The organism is Paenibacillus glacialis, assembly GCF_001637205.1.
GTDB lineage: Bacteria > Bacillota > Bacilli > Paenibacillales > Paenibacillaceae > Paenibacillus_AQ > Paenibacillus_AQ glacialis.
The window spans coordinates 235,400-260,097 of sequence record NZ_LVJH01000070.1; the positions used below are offsets into that span (position 1 = coordinate 235,400).

Sequence of the window (24,698 nt, forward strand, 5' to 3'; positions counted from 1 at the left end):
TTATCACTCGCCGACCATCTTCGTCGTCTTCTTTATTTCTTCTGGATATTCAATTCTAGAGTGAAATATGCCCATCACACTTTCTTTCAAGGTTTTACTGATAATATCTAATTCCTTCATCGTGAGGTCACACTCATTGAATTGATGATCATCCATACGATTTTTTATTATTTTCTCAATCATGGTCTCCACTTGTTCTACCGTAGGATTCCGCAAGGAACGTACCGCAGCCTCTACGCTATCTGCAATTCCTACAACAGCAGCTTCTTTAGACTGTGCCTTTGGACCTGGGTAGCGGAAGTCAAGCTCGGTGAAATCAGGCTCCACGCCCTGTTCCTCGGCTTTTTTCAATGCTTTGTGATAAAAGAAATGTAAAAATGTTGTTCCGTGATGTTGCTCAGCAATATCCCTAATGAGCTTCGGCAACTTATAGTCTTTCAATAGCTCCACACCATCTCTAGCATGAGCAATGATAATCGATTTACTAAGCAACGGATCCAGAGAATCATGCGGATTCTCCATATGGTTCTGATTCTCAATGAAATAACTTGGTCGTTTCGTTTTACCGATATCATGATAATATGAACCTACTCTACATAACAATCCATTCGCTCCAATGGCCTCGGCAGCAGCTTCCGAAAGATTCCCCACCATAACACTATGATGATAAGTTCCCGGTGTCTCTGTAAGTAACTTACGAAGTAGAGGATGATTAGGACTAGACAATTCAACTAGCTTCAATGCAGACAATATCCCAAACGTGGCTTCAAAAAATGGCATGAGTCCTATAACAAGAACTGCTGTTAATAGCCCTCCTGCAAATGCAAAGGCAAGGGTATATAACGTTTGTATCTGGCTCCATTCTTTGCCGTCAAGCAAGATCAACATAAATACAGCAATCGATCCGAACAGACTTACCATAATTCCACCCTTGAGTAAGGTTGACCGCTGGCTAGCTTTATGAATAGCAGAAATAGCAACATATGAAACAATCATCGTAAAGAACCCGAAGTGAAAATCAAAAATTTGTCCTTGATTAACATTTAATATCACACTAGACAATATACTAAATATCATAGCGCAAAAGAAGGCCAATGAAACATCCATAAGCAACGACACTAATATTGCACCAAGCGCTACAGGAGCTATGTAACCTATATAAGGATGTACACTAGTCTGCACTATACTTACCATATTCATAGAGAGTACCGTAATAACAAAAATAAGGACAAGCATCAACAACTGTGAATTATTGTATTTATATTTACTCGCACTCGATTGACGAATAAACATATGCAGTCCAAATGCCAACAAACAAGATAACATGAGAAGACCTAGTTGTGGCCAATAATTAACCTCGTTCTTCAGAAGCTTGTTATCATCTAAAAAGGCATATAATTCTTCGGTGATAAATTGACCCTTACTTACGAGAATATCCCCTTGCTTAATAAAAACGGTATCTGTATCCTCTCGTGCCTGAACTTTGGCTTCCTTTGTTGTTTCCTCATCGTAAAATTTATTCGCTGTAAGCGTCAATCGTGCAATTTCTTGCACAACTTCTCGAAGTGTCCGCTGACTAAGAGAGCTTGTACTGACGGCTTCTGCCACTTTAGCTCGAACTGTTTGAGCATCCATGATCTGATCATTACTCAATTTCGCAACAATATCCCGAGCCACGGGCTTCATAGCCTGAATATCTTCACTTGTAAGTCTAGGTATCTTAATAAACGTTTCCTCAGGAATACGATATGTCTGTTGGTTAATCACTCGTAGCATTTCATCCATCAGATTATCGGAGTATGCTCCTGAACTTCGGCTACTATTCACGAAATTCTGCACGAATTCCTGAGCTCTCTGAGGAATTTCCTGACGATAAATTGAAACCTTATCCTGATTGGATACTTGATCATCTTGATTAAGTCGATCAATGCGATCAAGTATCTGAACAACTAACAAATCATTTCGGAGTGAAATAATACTGTAGACAGGCTGTACTTGTTCAGCTGCTTTCTCTTGTGCTTTTAACGTTGCCTTGCTATTGGGAATTTGTCCAGGTGCCGTTATTTCTTTCTCGCTGTATGAACCTCGTCGTATATCATAACGTTCGGGTAATACCTTCGGTGCAAGAGAAACATAGAACAACACAACTACAAATAAAAACAGAGTATAGCGCGTTAACACGCTATACTTGTAGCTGACATTCTTATATGAGAATGACTTGCCTGATGACGTTTCTTTCGAGTCCATAGAGTTAATCCTCTCTAGCCTTGATTTTCTGCAGCTCGATCGTAGGCAACTATAATTTTTTGTACCAATGAATGACGTACAACATCTTGCTCTGAGAAATACACAAAACCAATCTCAGCAATCGAGCTTAATATGGCATTGGCTTCTACCAAACCTGACTTTTTGCCTCTTGGAAGGTCAATCTGTGTAACATCACCTGTAATGACCATCTTGGAGCCGAATCCGAGTCGAGTCAAGAACATTTTCATTTGTTCTGGCGTTGTATTCTGAGCTTCATCTAGAATAATAAATGCATCCTCAAGTGTTCGGCCACGCATATATGCTAGCGGGGCAATTTCAATAAGTCCTCGTTCTAATGCTTTCGCAGTCTGATCCGGTCCCATCACGTCGAACAAGGCATCGTATAATGGACGGAGATATGGGTCTACTTTTTCTTGCAAGTCACCTGGTAGGAATCCGAGATTCTCTCCGGCTTCCACAGCGGGTCGAGTCAGAACAATTTTCTTAACAGATCCTTCTTTTAGTGCAGCAACCGCTAATACAACAGCTAAGTATGTCTTCCCTGTCCCAGCAGGACCGATCGCAAACACGATATCTCGTTTCTTAATCGTTGTGACGTAATGCTTTTGACCAATCGTTTTGACGCGTATCGGCTTTCCACGAAAGGTAGTAGTTATTTCACCCTTAAACAAATCTAATAACTGATCTGCTCTAAAGTCCTTTGCTAAATCTATTGCATACATCACATCGCGTTCCGTTAAGACGTATCCGTTGCGTACCAATTGTAATAGCACATCAAACAACTGTTGAAGCATTTGAACCTCACGGTCCCCACCACGTATAGTGATCTCGGCTTCACGCGAATCAATCTTTGCGGGAATTTGCTCCTCGATCATCTTAAGAAAAATATCCTGTGGACCAAATATAGCTAGTCCTTCTCCTGCACTCTGAAATGACACCTTTATACTGTGTGTATTCTCTGACAAATAGCCTCAGTCTCCTTGGTTGTACGCTATTGGTAATTCTTCAGCAATTTTTTCTTCAACTTCAAAAAGCACTTTCATATAAACTTTACCATTCTCTTTCTTCTCATGCAAAATTTTTCGGCTAATGATGGTTGAATCAATACCGTATTTCGCTATAATATCACGGATTGCTCCTTCTATTCCTAGTTTTTTGGCTTCTTCTATCGTAATCACTTCGCTTCTCTCTTCCGTTTCCATCACATGTTCCGTCATCCAACCCATCGGTAACTTTGTTGATCGCCAAGTGAGAGGATCCTGTTCCGTCACGACATCATATTTAGCGTATGGAACCTTACCGTAACCCCATAATTGTACCCCCAGATTACCTAGGACAAGATAACTTTTGTTTTTAATTTCTCCTGTATATACTTTATGTTTTTGAACGGTAGGCACTTCAATATTATACTCACGCCACACTAGTCCCTTCACTTCACCTTTAGCAACGACAGATTGAGAGTTTTCTGTATCGCCTAACAATCCCGAGATCAAGATTTGCCCCTTCTTAACACGGCTGTTCTTGGCAACCAAAGGAAGACCCTGCTCTGCATAAATACTTGTCACAACCGCATCTGTTCTGCTAATTAAATGCCTTGGACTGAGCAAGGGCTTCGTCTCTGGTAAAGAAGATTCCACAACTTGAATCGTAATTGTAGTCCCTTTGCGATCTACTCCCACCCAAGCTGTACCAGGCAACTTCCTATTCAACTGCAATGAAAGCTCGTCCAAATGATTCAATCGAAATATCCATTGAAAGGGGTATATCCCCTCTTTCTTAGCTACAACGAGTACATCATCAGTTGCAATCTTAACGTTCCCTACCACTTTCACATCCCATATAAGAGATGATAAGAGGAATAGTATTGCAAAAAAAGCCATCATGCCAATGGCAAAAAATCGACGTTTCTTTAACTTCGTCATTTGAAAGGGAAAACCTATCCGTGTATTTACATGTACACGGCAGCCTGTCCGCTTTAAAAGAGGGCGGAGAGCATAGAAATCAGACAATAACACCTTCATCTCTGCAGACTGTGATGCGGACGGTTTAACATCCCACACTGGAATACCCATCTGGGTTAAATCATTTATAAATGATTCCAGATGTCCATTCCTAACTGTGATTCCGACGTATCCACGCCAATAGACTAATGTTGGGATTTTCAATGACTCTCCTCCGTTTCTATGTATTTTATATTCCTAACAGTTCCCTCTATCATCACTTCTCTAGGTAAAATAGACCGAATCATTAGTTCCGCTCCCTCTATCTCAAGAGATCCCTGACTAAGCGAAAGAATCAGTTTTTCCGGCGAGAAATGAATCACCCCATTATGATTCTCGATGAGAAGCTCTTTGTTACCGATCAAAGTTAACCGCGGTAGATTAAATACAATATCCTGAGGCAAATCTAGTTTCTCATATGTCCAATTTCGAAGTTTGCGACTGATCCGGGTCATACGAAGGTCTTCCCCCTTCCTGTACTCTAAACCATATGCGGGGAACATCACTTTTATGAAAGCAATTGCTAATGAATATACCTACATTCAGCTCAATCGAAAAACAAAACGCACTTCATAGATCGATTCATCTTTAAAGAGTGCACAGAGGCCGTTCTAAGCCTTTAGCAACACCAACCATAGAATGACCTTGATTGTTTCCTTAAAGACAAGAGTACGACACTAGAAGGCCTAGGTGCTTGTTCCAATCATAACAACACAACAAAAACCCGACCTTGGGTAAATGGCCGGGGATTGTTGTTCTTCGTTATATTTAAACCATTCTAAGATTGACGGTTATTATATGGGCGTTTGGCACGCGGAGGTCCTAATATCTCTGACCAAATGACACCATTCACTACTTGATTTGTTCCTCTGGATGATTCCGATTGCCTTAACTCTTCATCAGAATTATCATAAGCATTCCACTCTTTGGAAGGAGGACCTGAAATATCATCAAAGGCAGCTGTGACACGATCAATATCTTGTTGCATATCATAATTTCGTTCTTGCATTGTATCATTCCACATTTGAGAGACACCTTCACCCGTTTCGTAATCTGGAGAAGGAGAGAAATTCCGATTAGTGTCATCACTTTCGCTAGTAATAGGTCTAGGTTGTAATGACCGCTCTCCATTCCCACCAAACGTCGGCATGCTGCTAGGGTTATCCTTTGACTTTGTTTTCCCTTTGTTAATTAATGATGAAATAACACCTAAAGCGACGATCACAAGCCAAATATAATCCATGGGACACATCATTCCCTACATATTATTTTTTGGGAGTGTTAGAACTATCTCCGCCGTCTCCCGTTTTACCGATAGATCCTCTCATCTGAGTATCTGACTCGATATTCTTAATGTTCATATAATCCATTACCCCAAGACGTCCAGAACGAAGTGCTTCTGCCATTGCAAGAGGAACGTCCGATTCAGCTTCCACAACCTTCGCTCTCATCTCAATGACACGAGCCTTCATTTCTTGTTCTTGAGCTACAGCCATTGCGCGACGTTCTTCAGCCTTCGCTTGAGCAATTCTCTTGTCTGCCTCTGCTTGTTCTGTTTGAAGATATGCACCAATATTCTTACCTACATCAATATCCGCGATATCAATTGACAAGATTTCAAACGCTGTTCCAGCATCTAATCCCTTGGAAAGTACTGTACGGGAGATCATATCCGGGTTCTCTAATACATCTTTATGAGAATCACTTGAACCAACAGTCGTTACAATACCTTCCCCGACACGAGCAATGATCGTCTCTTCACCAGCACCACCGACCAAACGATCGATATTCGCGCGTACGGTAACACGAGCTTTAACTTTTACTTCAATCCCGTTCTTCGCAACTGCAGCAACAATTGGAGTCTCGATGACACGAGGGTTAACACTCATCTGTACAGCCTGTAATACATCACGACCAGCAAGATCAATTGCAGCTGCACGTTCGAATTCCAATGGAATATTCGCGCGTTGTGCGGCAATCAGTGCATTAACTACGCGGTCTACGTTACCACCAGCGAGATAATGACTTTCCAATTGGTTAATATCAAGTCCTAGACCAGCCTTAGTAGCCTTAATCATAGGATTAACGATTCGACTAGGCGTTACTCGACGCAGTCTCATCGCAACTAAAGTAATAATACTAATACGAACCCCCGATGACAGGGCCGCGATCCATAGCATAACTGGGAAGAAGCTAAAAAACACACTTAACACAATGATTGCCACAACAGCAATCAACAAAATAGGAATTAATGACGTATCCACCATAATTTTATTCATCCTCCATATTTATATTTGTTTAGTACTAATCAACGATCGGTTTAACAACAATACGAGATCCCTCTACCTTCACAACATGAATAGTCATGTTGTTTCCGATAAATTCTCCATCTGTAACTACATCATAACGCTCTCCATCAATTAATACGGTTCCCGCAGGACGTAGTGGTGTAACACTAACCCCATTCTTACCAAGTAAATCCTCTTTACTTGCAGAAGGGATAAAGCCCTTTTCTGTGGTTAGCGTGTCATTCAATATAAATCGATTCCATATGCCACGCTTTTTGAATACAACCGCTACAATTATTATCACTGCTAGAGCGGACACACTTGCAATTCCTAAAGATAATGCAACATGTGAAGTACTATAAGCCGCACGCACTACGCCAACAATAAGACTTGCTGACCCAAGCAAACCTAGTATCCCGAAGCTTGGAACGAACAATTCAAGAATCATCATGACTATCCCAATGATAAAGAGAATCCACGTCTCAGATCCCGCAAATCCTGCAACAGAGTTACCAAAGAAATAAAGAGCGAATCCTATTACCCCTAGAATACCTGGAACTCCAAATCCCGGAACAATTAATTCTATAATCACCCCGGCGATTCCCATAAAGAGAAGTAAAGTCATCACAATCCGGTTAGTCAAGAACTCAGAGAGTTTCTCAGCACCAGACTGTTCCACACGAAACATATCGTCCGTCGAGTAACCCATCCAATTAACAACCTCATCCGTTGTCTCGGCAATCGTATCTGCGTACCCAACTTTCATTGCCTGTTCGCTAGTCAGTGAGATGATCTCGCCTTTCTTCTTCGTGTCCTTAATCTCAGGCATTTCAACAACCATGTTCACATCTGTCATACCTTGAGCAATCTTCGGATTACGTTTGCTAACCTCAGCTGCACTAGACATAAGTGACTTCCAATAGGACACTAGCTTAGGATCCTCAATAGGATTACCTGTGATTCCATCAACTAGCGCTGCTGCACCAATCATACTACCAGGTGCCATAGCAATTTTATCCGCATTTAAGGCGATATAGCTTCCTGCCGAAGCAGCATCACCACGTATGTATGCGACTGTAGGAATTTCACTACTTCGAATGATGTCAACAATATTATGTGCTGTATCTATTCTTCCACCAGGTGTGTTTATTTCTAACACGATGAGGGATGCATTCATTTCTTTAGCTTCTTTAAATCCACGCTCCATAAACTTCTGAAGACCTCTTTCAATATCTTGGTCAACAGGAATAACATACACCGTTCCTGATTTGGACTCTGTCGGAGATACAGACGTTGCAAAAGCTTTTTCTGTATTACCTAACACAGGAAGAATTAATAGCATTACAAGTAAACTCAAGACAAAAAACGAACATTTCTTTTTGATATTCGTCATATCTCTTCCTCCTTTCTGTCATATTCATAACCAAAACAAGTCTATATTATGTACCTAACGCATGACTCTTACTACGTTCAATTCCTTGTGAAGTTTCATAAAAATAAAAAACATCCCTCAAAAATCAAGGGATGTCTCTGTTATTGTTTATTGCAGAAATTGTTGAACTACTTGGTTAACAAGTTTGCCGTCAGCGAGTCCTTTTACCTTAGGCATAAGGGCACTCATTAATTTCCCCATTTCGGCTTTCGAAGAAGCACCGGTTTCATGGATGGTCTGCTGTACAATGACTTTAATTTCTTCTTCAGTAAGCTGAGCGGGAAGATACTGGCCGACTATCTCGATTTCTGCTTTTGCATTAGCGGATAGATCATCGCGTCCTGCTTTTTCAAATTCTTGGAGGGCATCTTTGCGCTGTTTGATTTCACGACCTAGGATATCAAGCACCTCGGAATCATCCAAAGTTCTTTTCAAATCTATTTCAAGATTCATGATTGTCGAACGAATCATTCTAATAGTGGAGAGTTTGAATTTATCGCGACTCTTCATTGCTTGTTTCATGTCTTCGTTCAATCGCTCGCTAAGATTCATAGTTGTTAGCTCCCCTTAAAACTTTCTCTTACGAGCAGCCTCAGACTTCAGCTTTTTCTTAACGCTTGGCTTTTCATAATGTTTACGTTTTTTCACCTCAGCCAAGACGCCATCTTTAGCGATGGAACGTTTAAAGCGACGAAGTGCAGCATCGATTGTCTCATTTTTACGAACTTTCGTTTCAGACACCAGTTTTCCCTCCCTCCGACCAGACCGTCCAAGAGTATTAACACGGTTCATCAACTTTTATTATAGGTGATAGTGAAATAAGGTGTCAACCTTACAGCTATTTTTTTCGTAATCTGATACAATATACTTTTTTCCACACCATTACTGATGCGAGTTAGAATAGCCAGTTAGAGCTCCTAATTTGGCCCCTCCAAGTAGGTGATAATGTATATGGTGCACCGTTTGTTCACCGTCACGACCACAGTTATTTATGAGTCTATAGCCTGATTCAGCAATTCCCAAATCTACCGCAATCTTCTGCGCTACCTGATGAATCTCAGCAATGATAGGAAGATTTTTAGGAGTAACATCATTCATGGAAGCAATATGTTCTTTGGGAATGATTAACACATGTATGGGAGCTGCAGGCTGTATGTCATGAAATGCCACAATATTCTCATTCTCGAACACCTTCTTACTAGGGATACTTCCTTCTACAATTTTGCAAAATAAACAATCCACTAATTTTCCTCCTCAACTTTACTTTTTATTTATTTCATCATACTGGATATAAGATAGGCTCGTCCAATGTCCCCTAATTTTAAATGATTAACTATAATTTAATTCATGCATTAAGGAATAATAAGTAGAGGGTTGTCAGGTAGAGGACAGTCTTAATGAGATCGATTCCTATGAACGAAGGAAAAGGGACCTATCCCTCAGGTCACCAATTCGACCATATGGGTTGCCCCTTTATACAGTAATTTGTGTATTAATAAAATGGCAGAACAGATAGCGCAGTCAATAGAAACAACGGTAAAATCAAACGATTAAAACGTCGTCTTCCATATGGATTGTAGCCAAACCCAGGAGGATAATATCCTGGAACGAAAGCACGTACATCTACACCTGGGTATCCACCGGGAGATTCGCAAGACTGAGTGCCATAACTTTGCGTTGTTCCATACGGTGTCGGCTGTAGATGTGAGTGACAACCACACCCTCCAATAGGAGCCATATTATTCTCATTCGGAAAACTAGCATTCTCCATATGATCACAATACATCTCATGACCAACCGGTACAGCTAAATGTAGGTGGTCATCGTCCACATTCTCTACAAAACCATCAAAAACTCTTCCATCTGCAAGAACCACTCGCACGTAGCGATGCATGTGGTGATGACATATTTGCTTAGCTTCAACTTTTTCCATCTGTTCTAGTCCTCCTAAATACTTCATGATCTACTATCATCATATTCAGGTCTGGGCGAATGGATACTGATTAATAAACCTAATGACGTCAAAAAAAACAAAAAAAAGAGGAAGCACCCAGTCAGCTTGCAAAAAGCTGCTTGACGTACGGACTTATGACAGGGAAATCAATCTCCCTTCCATAAGTCCGCCGAGGTACTTCCCAAAGCGATGTCGGTTATTAACTGTATTATAACAACAGCTTGTAGCTGTTACTGTGACAGACATCACAACTACTATTTAACTCTACATATTTTCCATAACTAGGCGAGATCCCCCTCCAGCATGCTCTGCTGGCATTACAATTAGTTTACGAGGTAATCGTGCTCGAAGCTCAGGCACATGGCTAATGATACCGACGGATAGATGATCGCTATGAAGGCGTTCCAATGAAGTAATGACCATCTCAAGTAGTTCTGGATCTAGTGTCCCGAATCCCTCATCCAAGAAAAAGAATTGTAAAGGATATTGACCACGAAGTTGAATTTGGGCCGATAAGGCAAGTGCTAAAGATAAGGATGTAAGGAATGTTTCTCCCCCTGATAAGGTGGATACAGGTCTACGTGTTCCTCCGTTCGCGTCGTCGCGAATCACGAAGCCCCCGCCTGAATCCACTTCTAGTGCATAACGTTGTCTAGTAAGAAATAGAAGGCGTTGAGAGGCAGCCTGACTGACCTGCATTAACTGCTCTTCCGCGATATATTCCACAAAGGCGTTGCCTCGTAAACAAGATTGCAGCTTAGAGAGTTGCTCTCCCTTAGCCTGACGTTCTACACGTGTACCCTCCAACTCTGCCCATCTTGCGTGCCGCTGTGCTACAACTTCTAGATCACGTTCGGCTCTAGCCTTCAATTGGATTGCTGCTTCATCACTCTTTCGATATTCTTCCAAGCGAGCCCTGCACATGTGCCACTCTTCTTCGCTGATTGAGTTTCCTGAAAGCTTGTCTTCGACATGCGCAAGCTGCAACGTAACTTCTCGCTCATTCTCACGATGCTTCCGCACTTTGTCTGTGAATTTAAGCTCTTCTTCACGTTGTAAACAACAAGCAACAACTTCATCCGCAGTCGATAAAGATGAGGCTTCCAACATCTGCTCCCAACGACTTGTTGCTATTCTTTTGTGATCTGCGGCCGACTCTACGGCCTGCTGTGCTATAACAGCCGCTCTTATGGCTTCATTCTTCATGTCCTCAGCTGTACGTCGAGCATTCTTAGCTTGTAACGCTGTAACTCTTAAGCGGTGAAGCTGCGCAATACATTCCTCAAGTAATATTTCCGCTGAACCCTCACCTACAGAAGACAAGAGACGTTCCACTTTCTCTTTCAGCAATTCGCTTTTAGCATGCCACATTGTATTCCATTGGATAAGAGCCTTCTCTAAATCCCCAATTTGTTGTTCTAGGGACTTAACAGCTAACAATTTACTCTCTAGAAAGGGAACACTAATCTCAAGACGCTCTCTAATCGTCTCAGCTTCCGTATCTTTCTTCTGCATGAGTTGGAATCTCTCATCGAGTTCAATCATAGGAAGTTCCGGGAACTCTATCTCCCATGCTTTGTGCAACTTCAATAATTCAGATGATAATCGATCAAGCTTAGCCTTTGAGTCCATGTGAACACTCTTCAACGCTTCTGCTTCTGCCGTATATTTCATATGTTGTTGTTGAAGTATGTCTTGCTTCTGCTTCATTTCTGCCGCTTCTTGTCGTAGGTTTGTAGTCATCTTCGTAAGGTTTAGAGATGCCTCTTCCAACTGTTCGATTATTTCTGTCCAGTATACGTCAGAGAATTGAATCGAAGATTCTTCGCCCATTTCGAACTGTTCCTGTGCCACAGCTACATGGGAATCATCTTGTTCAGGATGCGTTATTCCAGATTGATCTATTAACGTTCGACTCTCATTTATAAGTTGGCGAAACGTTAGCCGATGTTCTTGAAGTTGTGACTGAATAAGACGTATCTTATCCATGTGCGCAGTCTGGATCATAATATCATCGGAGCTTTCAGCAGCCCCTGCCGGGATAGGATGATGTTCCGAGCCACACACAGGGCATGGATTTCCTGCCTGTAATTGTGTTGCTAAAGTCAGCGATAGAGCATGAATCTCCGAACTCTTGAGTTCTTTACGTAAGCGCTCCTCTTCGTAAGCCAGTCTAAGAACCGCTTGACCTACAGTAGCTTCCTGAACAATTAATCCAGACATATGGGAAGAAAGCTGTACCAAGAAGGATTTATGATTCTCCTCGTTCATCTTTAAATCTCGCTCAGAGCTAGTTAACTTGGCATTTATTTCAGCGACTATTTTCTCCTGTTTCGAAAATTCTAGAGCTACGCTTTCCTGCTGCTCCTCCATAGACTGAACATGTTGTTTGCGCTGCAATGCTTTTTGAATGTACTCCCGATCTTGGGATCTGGTCTCTAATGGTTTTAAGCTTTCCTGTAATTCCGCCTGTCTTGTTTGCCCCTTACTAAGTAGCTCCTTCTCTTTCAGTAGCTTTCCATTTAGGTCAGACTGCGTGATCACAACGTCCGCTCTCTTCTTCTCAAGTTCATCACACTCGCTACGCAGATAATCTCGTTCCTGTTGAAGCTTACACGCTTGCTCCAACTGTTCCTGCCTAACCAGCAGCTTCGGTTCTTCCGTGGATAATATGAGCTGTGTGGCATCATCCGCGTTACTTGCAAGAAGCGATGATTGCTCTGCTTCTTGTGATGATTTATTCAATAATACAGACTTCGCCTCACGTTCCACATGCTCTTGCTTACTTTCCTGCATTTGAGTAAGCAACGGCATTAGATGTTGTGCAACACTTGCCTTAGAGAGCTTATCTTCAAGCATCTGAATTTCATTTTCCAAAAATCCAAGTTGTACAAATTGTTCTTGTCTTCGGCTGCGTTCAATTTGCCATTCCCACACTTTGGACAACTGCGCTGCTTGCACTGTAATTTCTTCCAATCTGCTCCGAGAAGCCTCGGCTTCAGCAATAGCTTCAATCAGCTGCTTCTTAGCATCTTCTAAAGCCTCATTGCCTGCATTGCCCAGCCCTTGCTGCTCTGCCTCAATATTCTGAAGAACTGCTTCATTCTCCTTCACGCGACGGCTTAGCTTCAGCGCCAGTTGATCACCATATTGCTCTAGATGAAAAAGACGTTGCAACATTTGCCGTCTCTCACTCCCCTTCAAGGACAAGAATTCAGCAAATTTCCCTTGAGGAAGAACGACAGCCCGTGTGAAGTCATCCATTTTGAGTCCGATCTTGTCTTCTACACAGCGAGTAACATCTGCCAATTTGTCCGCCATCACTTGATCGCCGTCTGGCGTAACCTCAATGAATCGGCTAATGGTATTACTTATAGATAACTCATTGGTTCTCTTAAAGCGCCGCTCTACACGGTATTGTTGTGGCCCTTCGGAAGAATTCAATTCAAAAGTGAAAGATACAAACAACGAATCTTCCGAATGATTCATAATGCCTTGTGTACCGTTGACGGCCCGCTCCACTTTGCCATACAACGCGAGCGTTATCGCGTCAAGTAAGGTGGACTTCCCACTACCCGTAGGGCCAAATATACCAAACAGACCCATCTGTGTAAGGTCGTTGAAATCAATCTGTTGCGCTTCGCGATAGCTCTGTAGCCCAGCAAGTTTGAGAGTGATTGGCTTCATTGTGCATCCCCTTCTTCCTGAACGGACCCATTCTCTTCAACAAGTTCAAGGAACAATTGTACCAATCCATCATCGGGTACTGCTCCCCCCGTCTGTCGCTGATAGAACTTACGGAAAATTTCATGTAAAGGCATGCGCGAACGCTCGATTTCCATCTCCACCACGTCCATGTCTGGATATATCGGCCGAATATGAATTAATCCTTCGCGGCTCTTTCGGAGTCTCTGAATTTCGGCAAGAGATAACGCCTCGGTCAAAGATACTTCCAAATCAATAAATGCACGATCATCAAGTCCCTCATCCAGCCAACGATTGACTTCTTCAAGACCACCCTTAGCTTTCCAACGAACGAGTGGTCGCCCACAGGATAGAAATAATTCTTCAAGAACAGGCTGTCCTCCGGGTGATATGTCTAGCATCGCTACCGATTTAGCTTGTCCCGCTTCTGAGAAGCTGTATGCAAGAGGAGATCCACTATAACGGATCATTCCATCCCCCTTTACAGCCTGCGGTCTATGAAGATGACCTAGCGCCGTATACTGTGCACCTACAGATAGAGCTGATGGATCGACGGTATAAGCGCCCCCAACCTGAATAGGGCGCTCAGAATCCGTCTCCACACCACCTAATACATAAATATGGCTCATCGCCAAATTGATCGACTTCGGTGTAAATTCACGAGCCAACATACTCATTAATTTACCGACACGAGCGCTGTAAGCTTGACGCAGATCGTCTTCATTTCCCTCTGATACTAGCAATTCATTAAGTCGGGCTTCAGATGGGTAAGGGAGTGCAGCAATTTTGGCGATTTCCCCTGTACGAGGCGTATGGATCGTCACAGCATTGGCCGCAGGAAGCCCCACGAGCGTAATACCCTGTCGAGTCACCAACGGCGATACAGAAGCCACCCGCTCAGGCTGATCATGATTGCCCGCTATCACAACCAATGGTCTTCCTCCATCGCCTAACCTTGCGCAAGCCTCATAGAAGAGCTGTTCTGCCATAGCAGGAGGATTGACAGAATCATACACATCTCCAGCCATTAATATGAGATCTGCCTGCTGATCATCTGCCATACGTACCAGTTCGTCAACAAAGTCCTCCTGCTCTTTCAACCGACTGCGGCCTTCCAATGTCCGTCCGAAATGCCAATCGCTCGTATGCAATATTCGCATATGATTTCTCCCCTCTCTGTTCTTGCATAGATCGATCTTCGAATTATATCTGAACCAAATGTGATCCATCGAAGAAATACAACCACTTCTCACTCACAGGCTCACCCATGATGTCTTCTAGTGCTTTACCATAGAGCTCTAGCTGGAAACGGTATTGTTCTACTAGAGCATCGACTCCACCACGTTGTTCCAGCACGCGATCCGTCTTGTAATCCAGAAGAACCAACTTGCCATTGTCTCTGAAAATACAATCTACTACCCCTTGAATTAATACCGTTTCATTATCCAACTCTCTTGTTGTTATTAATGATTCCTGTTCATCACTATGAGCTAGATTCTTTACAAAACTCAGACCTTGATGAGCTTCTGTTGCAGAGAGAGCGTAACTAAAAGGTAACTCCCGCTCTACCCATGTTGCAGACAATAATCTTGTTCCCATTTCACTGTCATACATAGCTACCACTTCATCTAAACCAATCATGTCGCCCTGTTCCTTCGTCAGGATCTGCAACTCAACAAGTCGGATGACTGTTTCTTGTACCATGTTCCTATTCACAGGTTCTCCACGAAGAGGAATATGTTGCATAAGTGTGTGATAAACCGTTCCGCGTTCTGTTGGACTCATACTCTTCTCTTCCATAAATTTAGGACGTCGAAGCTGCAACGTAGAATCTTGTTGGTGTTGTACTTTCTTCTCTTCTACCCAATCCAAAGACGGAAGCTCCTGTAAGGAGAGCAACTTCTTCATCTCAGTTACGGACGTTTTAGCTGAGAGTGTAGTAGAAATAGCATATGGATACTTCCATCCAAGCTTATTCTCTATATTCATTAAATCAGCTGCCGCTGTTACCTCGTTATTCTCCACTGCTGACAACGGTACGGCTTCTCTATTCAACATAGCTTGTAACTTCAATTCACGATTCTGAGAAACCTCTTGATCTCCATCGGTACCCGCAATTAAACCTTGTGAAAGTTCATCCACTGAAAGAACCGACACCATCCAAGATGAAGGATCCCCATTCAATACAGGAGCAGGTGGTGAAGTTACCCCACCAATCTCCCTCAATAATCCTGCATCGGGATGACGGATCAGTGCCGGTCCAATCCAATCCAAATAACTGCGACCCCTCGATAACACATAATCGGGTAGCATATAGGGTTGATGACTTTGTACTTGTGTCCATGATGATATTTTTTTAGTAAGATCCTTAAGCGTACCCACAAGGATCAATTTCTCTTTGGGACGTGTTAACCCTACGTACAGCACCCGCATTTCCTCTGCAAGCAGTTCTTGCTGCGATCTGCGACGTATCGCAAGATTAGGCAAGGTTGGATAACTTACCCGCATCTCTTGATCAACGAACTTCGGTCCAAACCCCAAATCTTTGTGCATCAGAAATGGTGAATTCAAATCCTGTTGATTGAACGTTTTTCCGATTCCTGCTAAGAAGACGACTGGGAATTCCAACCCTTTACTCTTATGAATCGTCATAATTCTGACTGCGTTATCTTGCTTGTCTGATCTTCCTGCACTGCCTAGATCAGAACCATGATCACGAAGTCTCGCAATAAACGTTAAGAAACGAAATAATCCACGAGACGCTGTCGTCTGTTCATACTGTACAGCCCTATCGTAAAGAGCTGTCAAATTGCCCTGACGTTGCCCTCCACCAGGCAGTCCTCCTACCCAGTCCATATAACCAGTCTCAGCGTATATGTGCCATATGAGGTCCCCTAGACTGCCTCGACGCGCCTCTTTGCGCCAACCTTCTAATTTTATTAGAAAATTCTGCATTTTTAACCGTAAGTCAGAAGAAATCTCATCCGTATTCGTAATCGTGTTATTGTCCGCCGGTTGAGTTCGCGCTTCGTTCATGATCATAGAAACTTCTAACGTCGCAGCTAATTCTTCATTCACGCTATGAATCAACTCTTGCGTATCCCCTTGCGTAAATCGGTTAGGGCTCTTCTCCGTACCCGCAGCTGCTATCACAGCTTCATAAAAAGGACCACTAGCACACAATCGGATTTGCGCTAATTCTTCCTCCGTTAAACCAACAATAGGTGAACGAAGTACGCTCGCTAGTGGAATATCTTGTTGAGGATTATCTATCACTTGCAGTAGTGATAACATAATTGCAACTTCTGTCGCCTGGAAATAACCTTGATTCTGTTCTCCATCAGCCGAAATGCCTTGTTGCCGCAACTCCTCCATAATCAGAGGTCCCCAAATATAAGCAGATCGAAGAAGAATCACGATATCACCATGGCCCACAGGACGCATCATTTTTAATGACTTATCGTAAATGAACATAGGATCTCCGGTTTCCCCTGTCATCTCCTTGATCTTAGCTGCAATAGCCCTCGCCTCTAATTGAGCGGTCTCCATCTCAACCCACTCGCCCTCTTTTAAAAGGGGATTCTCTTCTCCCTCAGAATCCTCGGCTTCTCCTGATTTCCCACCATTCCCACGATCAATTAGTAGAAGTTCTGGAGTATAAGCAGGATCTTTCTCACCCTCTTGCGTACCGGGAAATGACGCACCGTATACTAATTCCGCCCGCTCATTATAGGTTATTTCTGCTACAGTCTCATCCATCATTTGCCGGAAGAGCACATTGACCGCATCCAATACCTGATGTCTACTACGAAAGTTACGAGCAAGATCGATAACTACACCTTCGTTGTCCTCCACGCCGTATCTATCGTACTTATCTAGAAAAAGACCTGGGTCTGCAAGTCGAAATCGATAAATACTTTGCTTGACGTCACCTACCATAAAGCGATTCCCTGGCTGTTCCCTAGAGATCAGATTTACGATATCCTCCTGAACACTATTGGTATCTTGATATTCATCCAATAACACTTCATCAAAGTGCTTTCTATATTCAATAGCGGCGTCAGATGGAAGGAGTTGATCGACGGACGAGTCAGGATGTCTCAGAATCTGCAAGCAGTAGTGCTCCAAATCACTGAAGTCCACGAGACCCCTAGCCCGCTTCAGTTCCTGATAACGCTGACTAAAGAGAATGACAACCTCAGATAACTCTGTCATCACTGGAGCTACCTCATGAAGCTCAGACAGGAATGTTTCTGCTGGACGCCCGAACAACGTACTTTTAAGATCATTCAATATTTTCTTGACGCTATCTCTTAGTTCTTTAACACGTTCTTGTAAATCAGGATCCGTCTCATCCTTACGGCAACTTTTCAATTTACCAAATGAGACCGTTTGGAAGGCATCATAAAGAGCATTCCAAGGGAAATCCTCAAGGCATTCCTTCAAGGATTCAACCATTTCCAGATCATCTCGTAAATTATCTACATACGGCGAAGGTCCACCGGGTAACATAGCTATAGAAATGGCTTGATGTAACAATCCTGCCGCCCCAGCCATAGACAACTTAGCATCCTTCACAATACTTTTCACCCAAGGACTATCATCTAATTCTGAAGGATCCGAAACGGAGAAATGTGACGCCATTTGACGCAACCATTCATCTGGCCAAGAGTGACTGCGCGAGAAATCATACAACTTCTGCACAAGAAGATACAAAGCATCGTCACTACGTTCACCGCTGAACCAATCAGCAAGTCGCAGAAAGATCCCTCCTTCTTCCGCCTCGCCGTACTTTTCTTCAAATAACTCCTCCAGAATTTCCTGTCGTAACAATTCAGCTTCATTCTCATTCAGGATTCGGAACCCCGGATTCAGAGGAATCCATTGATAATAACGACGAATAACTTCCATACAGAACGAATGAAGTGTTGTAATCGATGCTTTCCCTAATAATGCAAGCTGCCGACGCAAATGAGCGTTATCAGGCTCCTTCTCAAGCTCCTTATCCAATGCCTCACGAATCCGCTGGCGCATTTCAGCTGCCGCTGCCTTCGTAAATGTAGCGACAAGTAATCGATCTACACTAAATCCTTGTTCCTCATTCATAATTTTGCGTATGATTCGTTCAACCAACACGGCTGTCTTCCCTGAACCTGCTGCGGCTGCCACAAGAATATGATCACCGCTAAGCGAAATCGCCTTCCACTGATCATCACTCCACATACTACCTTCCGGCTTAACCATTTCGATCACGGTGTATCTCCTCCTTGAGTCTTTGACAGCATGTCCCATACTTGTGATTTGTTCGGTTTACCCATGATATGATAATTATTACCTTCAACATTCTCATCGAAATGACAGACTGGTTTATAGGAACAGAACGTACAGGCTGTCTCATGCTGAATCCGATAAGGTTCAATCTTGACATCACCTTCCGTAATCCGTGTTCCTATATTCACAATATTGCTCCGTACCGAAGATAATAGACTATCCCATTGTTCAGAAGTTGCCACTGCTGCACTGCTGTAGAAACTCCCATCGGACTTAACAGCAACAGGCAGAATGGATGAATAACCCTTATCTAAGGAAGTGTCCATCTGCGCAATCACCTCACGGTTCGACAGCAATAGACCCTTCATTTTGAATCGTTTGAGTAGTTCATCCGCCGCTTGCTCCGCATTCATGCCATTCGCAGATTGCAACAATGGATCATGAACATGGAAATATAGCGTCCCAGCGGGTATTGCTGCCGCTCCCAACCACTCCTCCGAATACGTTAACAACACATCCAAATAGGTTAAAAGTTGAAGCGACAATCCGTAATAGACCTCATGTAATTTCAGATCATTCTGACTGGATTTATAGTCAATAACCCTCAGCATCATGCCTTGTGCTCCCTGTGCCATATCTACCCGGTCAATTCGACCTATAACTTCCATGACTGAACCATTCGGTAGTGGAAAGATTAAGGGAGGTAACGTCTTCCCTGGTCCAAAATCAAGTTCTAAACCAATTGGCTCAAAGTTGCCTCTTCTTGCATGTTCACCAAGAATGATAGAAGCTCTTCCGACAATGTTCTTCAATTTCCTTGAAATATAAGCATAACGTTTAGAGCTAAGTAGGATTTCTCCTTGTAACAGTGGTGTTAAGCGATCCACTGCAATGCTTGCTTCCTGCCGGCATTCATCAGCCGTTAAGCTTCCCCAGCTAACACTTCGATTCTGTAATTGTGTAGCCATATCACTTAGCGCTGAGTGGAACAATTGACCAATATCAGGTGCCTTTAACCGATACATCTGGCGTTCCTTCAGCTTAAGGCCATGCGAAGCAAAGTGTGAGAATGGACAAGCCACAAATTTCTCCATTCGTGACACACTGGTTCGCACCTTAGAGCCATATAACCTGCGGCTCGTACCCGTTTCCAAAGGTAGTGTATCGTTAACATAGAACAAAGAACGCAGTAACATAGACAGAGGTTCACGCCACTCCGCTTGTTGTAAATACCAATTATAAATACCCCACCAAAAATCAGGAATATCGATGCCATGTTTCCACTTACGTAGCTGTACAATCAAATGACTTAACGTCTGCTGTGGATTGCTTACAAAATCTTGTTGTTCTTTGAGTTGTTGCTCTCGTTGTGGTTGCCCTAATAGTGGTTGTTCCTTGCATAATGGATACATTTTCTTCACATGCCGAATCACTTCTGAAGGTAAGAGAACTTTGCCTTCTTCATCGGCTGACGCGTAAGAAATCCATACATGTCGACTGGCTGAAGTTAACGCATTGTAGATAAGAAACCTCTCATCTAACAACTTACGCGAGATACTTGGAGCAAGCTCCATACCTGTATCTGTTAATAACATACGTTCCGTTTCCGTTAGTACACCATCTTCCTGAATCACAGCAGGAACGACACCATCATTGAACCCTAGCAGGAACGTATATTTCACACCACTTGTGCGCGTGCGGTCCATATTTCCAATTAATATTTGATCGATAGAAGGCGGCACTAAAGACAACTTCATTTCCGTTAGCCCTGTTTCTAGTATCCCAGTAAATAGTTCAACACCAATGTTCTCTTCACCCATTAACTCCACAATTTGATCAAGTAAATCTAGAATAGCACCCCATAATTGACGGTGTTCTCGTGCCTCTTCTGGTTGACCAGACTCCAAAGCCTCATGGCTCATGGCATCCAGTTTCTGTGGGACACCCGCGTCCTCTAATAGAAGATATACTGCTGTACATAAATCACGAGCTGTTTTTCCTGCCTTTAATCTTTTCTCAAAAGAAAACAATGGACCACTTACCACCGCACGACAGCGTTCCATCAATTCAAGTAACTGCTCACCGTTCTTCTGTCGATCCACGCTATCACTTTCAAGAGAAAGACTAGGAATCGCTCGCCATGGGCGGCCATCTGTCCAACGGTACCCTTGAATTCCGCACGCTAATACGTAATTCTCTAGCCGATCCATATCCGTACGGTCTAGTGAACCATCTAACGGGAGAAGTAGGTCTGTCTTGATACAGCGAAATACGTCTTCATATTTCCATCGACGATTCACGATATCTAGGGAAGATCGAATAAACTCCACTAATGGATGATGTAACTCGCTTCGCTTCTGATCAAGAAAGAAAGGCACGCCATAATCCCGACAAAGCGGTCCTAGAATAGACTCATAATCTCCTAATTGCCGTACAAATATAGCTATATCCCGATATCTAGCCCCTTCCTCACGAACGAGACGAAGCATTTCACGTAATGCGCCCTCCAGCTCTGCCCGACGGTTTACTGCAACATGAATAGAGACGCCATGATGATACGTATTTTCGGGGTCTACAGATTCATCGCGCCAAGGAATTCGACGATCATACCCTTGTTCGAGATGAGCTAGTTGTGGACTATCTTTGAATCTTGGTAGAATGTCCGGTCTCAGTAAGGTGTCTGTTGAGTCTATATCTAATTCTGTAATCATTCCTTTTAACTTCACATAGGTGGTCGCAGATGGATGGAATAAATCCAATTCATGAGGTAACATCCCTGACTCAAATGCCTTGTCGAGCGTAAGTGCTATCGTTACAGAAGAAGCATAGGATATCAATTGCTGTAACACGATAAATTCTTGTGGTGTGAATCCATGAAAACCATCAATCCAGATGTCCGCACCTTTCACATAAGAAGAATTCGGAATAGCTTCCGCTAATGTCATGAGATGATCTTCATTATCCATATATAAAGGCGATAATTCTTGCTCGAAATCACGATAGAGCGTCAGAATATCTCCTAGTTTATCTCGTAAAATCGGAGTTCCTGCTCCATTAGAGTGCATACGCGAGAGTTGTTCCTCTACATGCGTAGCATCAATACAATAGCGTTTCATCTCCGTATAGAGTTTGCTAAGACGACCCACGAAACCCATTTGATCGCCAGATGGACCAAATAACTTCAACTCTTCTTTACGCCTCTGAATGATTTTGTAGAGCAACATTCTTTTTCCTTCTTCACTAATACCTACACGTGCCGACCCACCTGTCTCTTGCATAACCCGATAGGCTAGACGCTGGAAACTAAGTACCTGTGCCCGTGCAATCCCGTTTATAGGACCTGATGTAACCAATTCGTGTTCCGCTTGAAATGAGCCTTGTTCAGGCACAAGTAGAATCATAGGTTTACCTCGAGGTTCTCTACTCAGTCGTGTAGAGATGTCTTGCATAATATTCGTGGTTTTACCGCTTCCCGAACGTCCTAAGAGAAAATGAACCGACATGGGATGCCTCCTTTATTTTGTAATAGCCTATTCGCATTCACTTTAACGGATGGGAACAAGGGTCTCCTTGAACTATCCAAACTACCTTCCACGATCTTCGTAGAAGGATTTTTATATAGAAAAAACAAAAATGCACCGATGCATTAAATAGTAAAATGGAAGTATCCTAACGACCAAAAATACCAATATGCGAGGTACATTTCCATGAAGTTACAATTAAAACGGATCCTACTGCTACTATATACTATAACATACTCAGCCTTGTGCCTAAACTGATAGATTATATCCATCTTGATGAAGACTCCTTCGTGACTGTATAGAATCTTCCGCCATATAAAGATGAGAAAATCTATTGTTGCATATGAAGTATAATGCTGATGAAACACGGTAGATCGACTCAACCATATCGTAAATTCAAACACAAATAATCCACCAAGTGCATCCTTGGTGGATTATTTATAAGTGACATAGATACGATTAATCGTTAAGAATGATTCTTTTCCTTAATTCATCAACACTAGAAAGAGCAGTTGTATCCTCTAGAATCGAACCCGGTTTATTTCCTTCACCGATAATATAACCGTCAAACTGAGTACGAGTGAAATCGAAGATATATTGAAATTGTTGAATAAGAGGGAGTCCTTTCAATTGAGGCTCATCATCCCCAACAGCGATAACATATGCTCTTTTGGCAGACATTTTCGATAAAAAATGATCCCTATCTTCACGTAATGATTGAGACCAACGGTCAATAAAGGTTTTCAAAACACCCGATATGCCATACCAGTAGATTGGTGTCGCAAACACGATCGTATCCTGCTCCAATACTCTGTCAATCAGTTCATGATAATCATCGTCCGGGTATGCTCCAAGTTCAGTATGACGATAGTCCGTTATGGGTTGAAGATGATAGTCCGACAAATATATTTTATCTGCATTCAAGCCCTCCACCAATAAATCAGCCAGTTTGTCTGTATTTCCATTTCTCCGAGAGCTTCCATAAAGAACAACAATTCCCAAAGCGATCAGCCTCCTTAAGTATAAATAAGTTCAATATTTCGTATTAATCCTAACGCTGCTTCTCTGGCTTCTGTTGGGGTATTTCCAATCGTAATGACATAACCCAATCGATCGTCCGAACTCTTAGGAACAACGATTCTATCACCTGATTGAACCGAAATATGCGAACGAATGACATTCTCATTATCTGCGATATGTTCAAGCCCTCGAATAGTCGATACCGTTCCATCTTTAACAGCAGTCAAATATGCAACAGAGGCGGCTCTGTTCTGATGTGTATGAATGTCGATAGGAAGATCCAAATAATAATGAACGGTAGCTTTGAAGATATCAAACCCTAAGGCTTGAATTAATAAATCAGAGGAGATATTATCTCCACCAGGTCTGCCATTCACTTCAATAATTCGTGGCCCTTTGTCTGTGAGCTTAACTTCCACATGACTGGGACCATTGATGAGTCCTATAGCCCTCAGAGCACTGACAGCCGTATTCACGATATCTTCTTGTCTCTCGGAGTAAACAGAAGTCGGTAACGTATGAACAATCTCCACAAAGTAGGGCAGAGGTGAAGTTGTCTTTTCTGTAACGGCAGCAAATATCGGATCCCCATCTTGTAGAAAGAGCTCTACACTAAACTCCTGCCCATCTAGGTACTCTTCTATTAAATACTCCTCTCGGACTTTAAAATTCATATAGGTTTCTTTGAAATCAACGATATCAGCCATAGCTTGTTCCAGCTCACCTGAACTATGGATAAAGAACACCTTTTGACTACTCGAGGCATTGGTTGGCTTCAATACAACTGGATATCCAATCTGCCCGGCTGCTAAGGCAGCTTCTTCAAAGGTTTTAACTTTCTTAAACTTTGCACTAGGAACATCATGTTCCGCATAAGCTTCTCTGGCTAAATCTTTATTCCTTGATTTGAGTGCTGCTTCATAAGGAACCCCTTTAAGACCTAATCGTTCTGCCACCTTTGCCGTAAGATGTGAAGCATAATCTGTTGCCGGAATTAATGCGTCGAGTTTATGATGATATTCGGAATTTGTAATGGCTTCATATAACGAGTCTTCATCTCGAATATCTGCAATAATCAGATCATGATAAATTCCCTCATACCCGTACTTCACAGGATTTTCAGGAGAAGAAACGATAGAAATGATCTGGAAACCCTGCTCATATGCTGCTCTAACAAAACTTACCCCATAAAAACTCGGTTCGACAAAAGCGACTATCTTCTTTTTACTATTCATCTCG

At 42.6% G+C, this 24,698-nt stretch carries 17 protein-coding genes; all 17 read right to left on the reverse strand.

Annotated elements, in window-relative coordinates; all coding sequences use genetic code 11:
• Positions 1-3: 3 nt before the first annotated feature.
• The 17 genes from PGLA_RS23880 to PGLA_RS23960 all read right to left on the reverse strand — a co-directional run bounded on the left by PGLA_RS23880 (position 4) and on the right by PGLA_RS23960 (position 24,694).
• Complete coding sequence (locus tag PGLA_RS23880) at positions 4-2,247, reverse strand: HD family phosphohydrolase (RefSeq protein ID WP_068537696.1); 2,244 nt, start codon at positions 2,245-2,247, stop codon at positions 4-6.
• A gap of 14 nt (positions 2,248-2,261) precedes the next feature.
• Positions 2,262-3,233, reverse strand: a complete 972-nt coding sequence (locus PGLA_RS23885; protein WP_068537697.1) for a PhoH family protein — start codon at positions 3,231-3,233, stop codon at positions 2,262-2,264.
• A gap of 6 nt (positions 3,234-3,239) precedes the next feature.
• On the reverse strand, positions 3,240-4,433 hold the full coding sequence (gene yqfD, locus PGLA_RS23890; protein WP_068537698.1) for a sporulation protein YqfD: 1,194 nt from the start codon (positions 4,431-4,433) through the stop codon (positions 3,240-3,242).
• Entirely contained in the window at positions 4,430-4,723 is a 294-nt protein-coding gene (gene yqfC, locus PGLA_RS23895) for a sporulation protein YqfC (RefSeq protein WP_068537699.1), read from the reverse strand. Before yqfC ends, yqfD begins: the two co-directional genes overlap by 4 nt.
• Positions 4,724-5,046: 323 nt before the next feature.
• Positions 5,047-5,511 carry a hypothetical protein gene (locus PGLA_RS23900; protein WP_068537700.1) on the reverse strand — a complete coding sequence of 155 codons (465 nt, stop codon included), beginning with the start codon at positions 5,509-5,511 and terminating at the stop codon, positions 5,047-5,049.
• A gap of 22 nt (positions 5,512-5,533) precedes the next feature.
• The gene (floA, locus tag PGLA_RS23905) at positions 5,534-6,547 is read right to left on the reverse strand and encodes a flotillin-like protein FloA (RefSeq protein ID WP_425415417.1); all 1,014 of its coding nucleotides are present in this window, start codon (positions 6,545-6,547) and stop codon (positions 5,534-5,536) included.
• Positions 6,548-6,572: 25 nt separating this feature from the next.
• Positions 6,573-7,949 carry an NfeD family protein gene (locus PGLA_RS23910; protein WP_068537702.1) on the reverse strand — a complete coding sequence of 459 codons (1,377 nt, stop codon included), beginning with the start codon at positions 7,947-7,949 and terminating at the stop codon, positions 6,573-6,575.
• Between the two features lie 147 nt (positions 7,950-8,096).
• The gene (locus PGLA_RS23915; RefSeq protein ID WP_068537703.1) at positions 8,097-8,540 is read right to left on the reverse strand and encodes a GatB/YqeY domain-containing protein; all 444 of its coding nucleotides are present in this window, start codon (positions 8,538-8,540) and stop codon (positions 8,097-8,099) included.
• 15 nt (positions 8,541-8,555) lie between these two features.
• The gene (gene rpsU / locus PGLA_RS23920; RefSeq protein WP_036657994.1) at positions 8,556-8,729 is read right to left on the reverse strand and encodes a 30S ribosomal protein S21; all 174 of its coding nucleotides are present in this window, start codon (positions 8,727-8,729) and stop codon (positions 8,556-8,558) included.
• Positions 8,730-8,870: 141 nt separating this feature from the next.
• Positions 8,871-9,230, reverse strand: a complete 360-nt coding sequence (locus tag PGLA_RS23925) for a histidine triad nucleotide-binding protein (protein ID WP_068537704.1) — start codon at positions 9,228-9,230, stop codon at positions 8,871-8,873.
• Positions 9,231-9,480: 250 nt separating this feature from the next.
• Positions 9,481-9,921 (reverse strand): hypothetical protein, encoded by a 441-nt coding sequence (locus PGLA_RS23930; protein ID WP_245700286.1) that lies wholly within the window; start codon positions 9,919-9,921, stop codon positions 9,481-9,483.
• A 285-nt stretch (positions 9,922-10,206) separates the two neighbouring features.
• Positions 10,207-13,629 carry an AAA family ATPase gene (locus PGLA_RS23935; RefSeq protein ID WP_068537706.1) on the reverse strand — a complete coding sequence of 1,141 codons (3,423 nt, stop codon included), beginning with the start codon at positions 13,627-13,629 and terminating at the stop codon, positions 10,207-10,209.
• The gene (locus PGLA_RS23940) at positions 13,626-14,807 is read right to left on the reverse strand and encodes an exonuclease SbcCD subunit D (RefSeq protein ID WP_068537707.1); all 1,182 of its coding nucleotides are present in this window, start codon (positions 14,805-14,807) and stop codon (positions 13,626-13,628) included. The genes PGLA_RS23935 and PGLA_RS23940 overlap by 4 nt, the downstream gene beginning before the upstream one ends.
• A 43-nt stretch (positions 14,808-14,850) precedes the next feature.
• Positions 14,851-18,891, reverse strand: a complete 4,041-nt coding sequence (addA, locus tag PGLA_RS23945) for a helicase-exonuclease AddAB subunit AddA (protein WP_068537967.1) — start codon at positions 18,889-18,891, stop codon at positions 14,851-14,853.
• A 5-nt stretch (positions 18,892-18,896) separates the two neighbouring features.
• On the reverse strand, positions 18,897-22,421 hold the full coding sequence (gene addB / locus PGLA_RS23950) for a helicase-exonuclease AddAB subunit AddB (protein WP_068537708.1): 3,525 nt from the start codon (positions 22,419-22,421) through the stop codon (positions 18,897-18,899).
• 477 nt (positions 22,422-22,898) lie between these two features.
• A complete protein-coding gene (locus PGLA_RS23955; RefSeq protein ID WP_068537709.1) occupies positions 22,899-23,441 on the reverse strand; it encodes a flavodoxin family protein in 543 nt (180 codons plus the stop codon).
• A 14-nt stretch (positions 23,442-23,455) separates the two neighbouring features.
• Entirely contained in the window at positions 23,456-24,694 is a 1,239-nt protein-coding gene (locus PGLA_RS23960) for an ATP-grasp domain-containing protein (RefSeq protein ID WP_068537710.1), read from the reverse strand.
• Positions 24,695-24,698: the final 4 nt, after the last annotated feature.

Coding starts and splice junctions, on each gene's coding strand:
- PGLA_RS23880 (WP_068537696.1), bottom strand. CDS start 2,247: ATGGACTCGAAAGAAACGTCATCAGGCAAGTCATTCTCATATAAGAAT.
- yqfC (WP_068537699.1), bottom strand. CDS start 4,723: ATGACCCGGATCAGTCGCAAACTTCGAAATTGGACATATGAGAAACTA.
- PGLA_RS23900 (WP_068537700.1), bottom strand. CDS start 5,511: ATGGATTATATTTGGCTTGTGATCGTCGCTTTAGGTGTTATTTCATCA.
- floA (WP_425415417.1), bottom strand. CDS start 6,547: ATGAATAAAATTATGGTGGATACGTCATTAATTCCTATTTTGTTGATT.
- PGLA_RS23910 (WP_068537702.1), bottom strand. CDS start 7,949: ATGACGAATATCAAAAAGAAATGTTCGTTTTTTGTCTTGAGTTTACTT.
- PGLA_RS23915 (WP_068537703.1), bottom strand. CDS start 8,540: ATGAATCTTAGCGAGCGATTGAACGAAGACATGAAACAAGCAATGAAG.
- PGLA_RS23930 (WP_245700286.1), bottom strand. CDS start 9,921: ATGGAAAAAGTTGAAGCTAAGCAAATATGTCATCACCACATGCATCGC.
- PGLA_RS23935 (WP_068537706.1), bottom strand. CDS start 13,629: ATGAAGCCAATCACTCTCAAACTTGCTGGGCTACAGAGCTATCGCGAA.
- PGLA_RS23940 (WP_068537707.1), bottom strand. CDS start 14,807: ATGCGAATATTGCATACGAGCGATTGGCATTTCGGACGGACATTGGAA.
- addA (WP_068537967.1), bottom strand. CDS start 18,891: ATGGTTAAGCCGGAAGGTAGTATGTGGAGTGATGATCAGTGGAAGGCG.
- addB (WP_068537708.1), bottom strand. CDS start 22,421: ATGTCGGTTCATTTTCTCTTAGGACGTTCGGGAAGCGGTAAAACCACG.
- PGLA_RS23960 (WP_068537710.1), bottom strand. CDS start 24,694: ATGAATAGTAAAAAGAAGATAGTCGCTTTTGTCGAACCGAGTTTTTAT.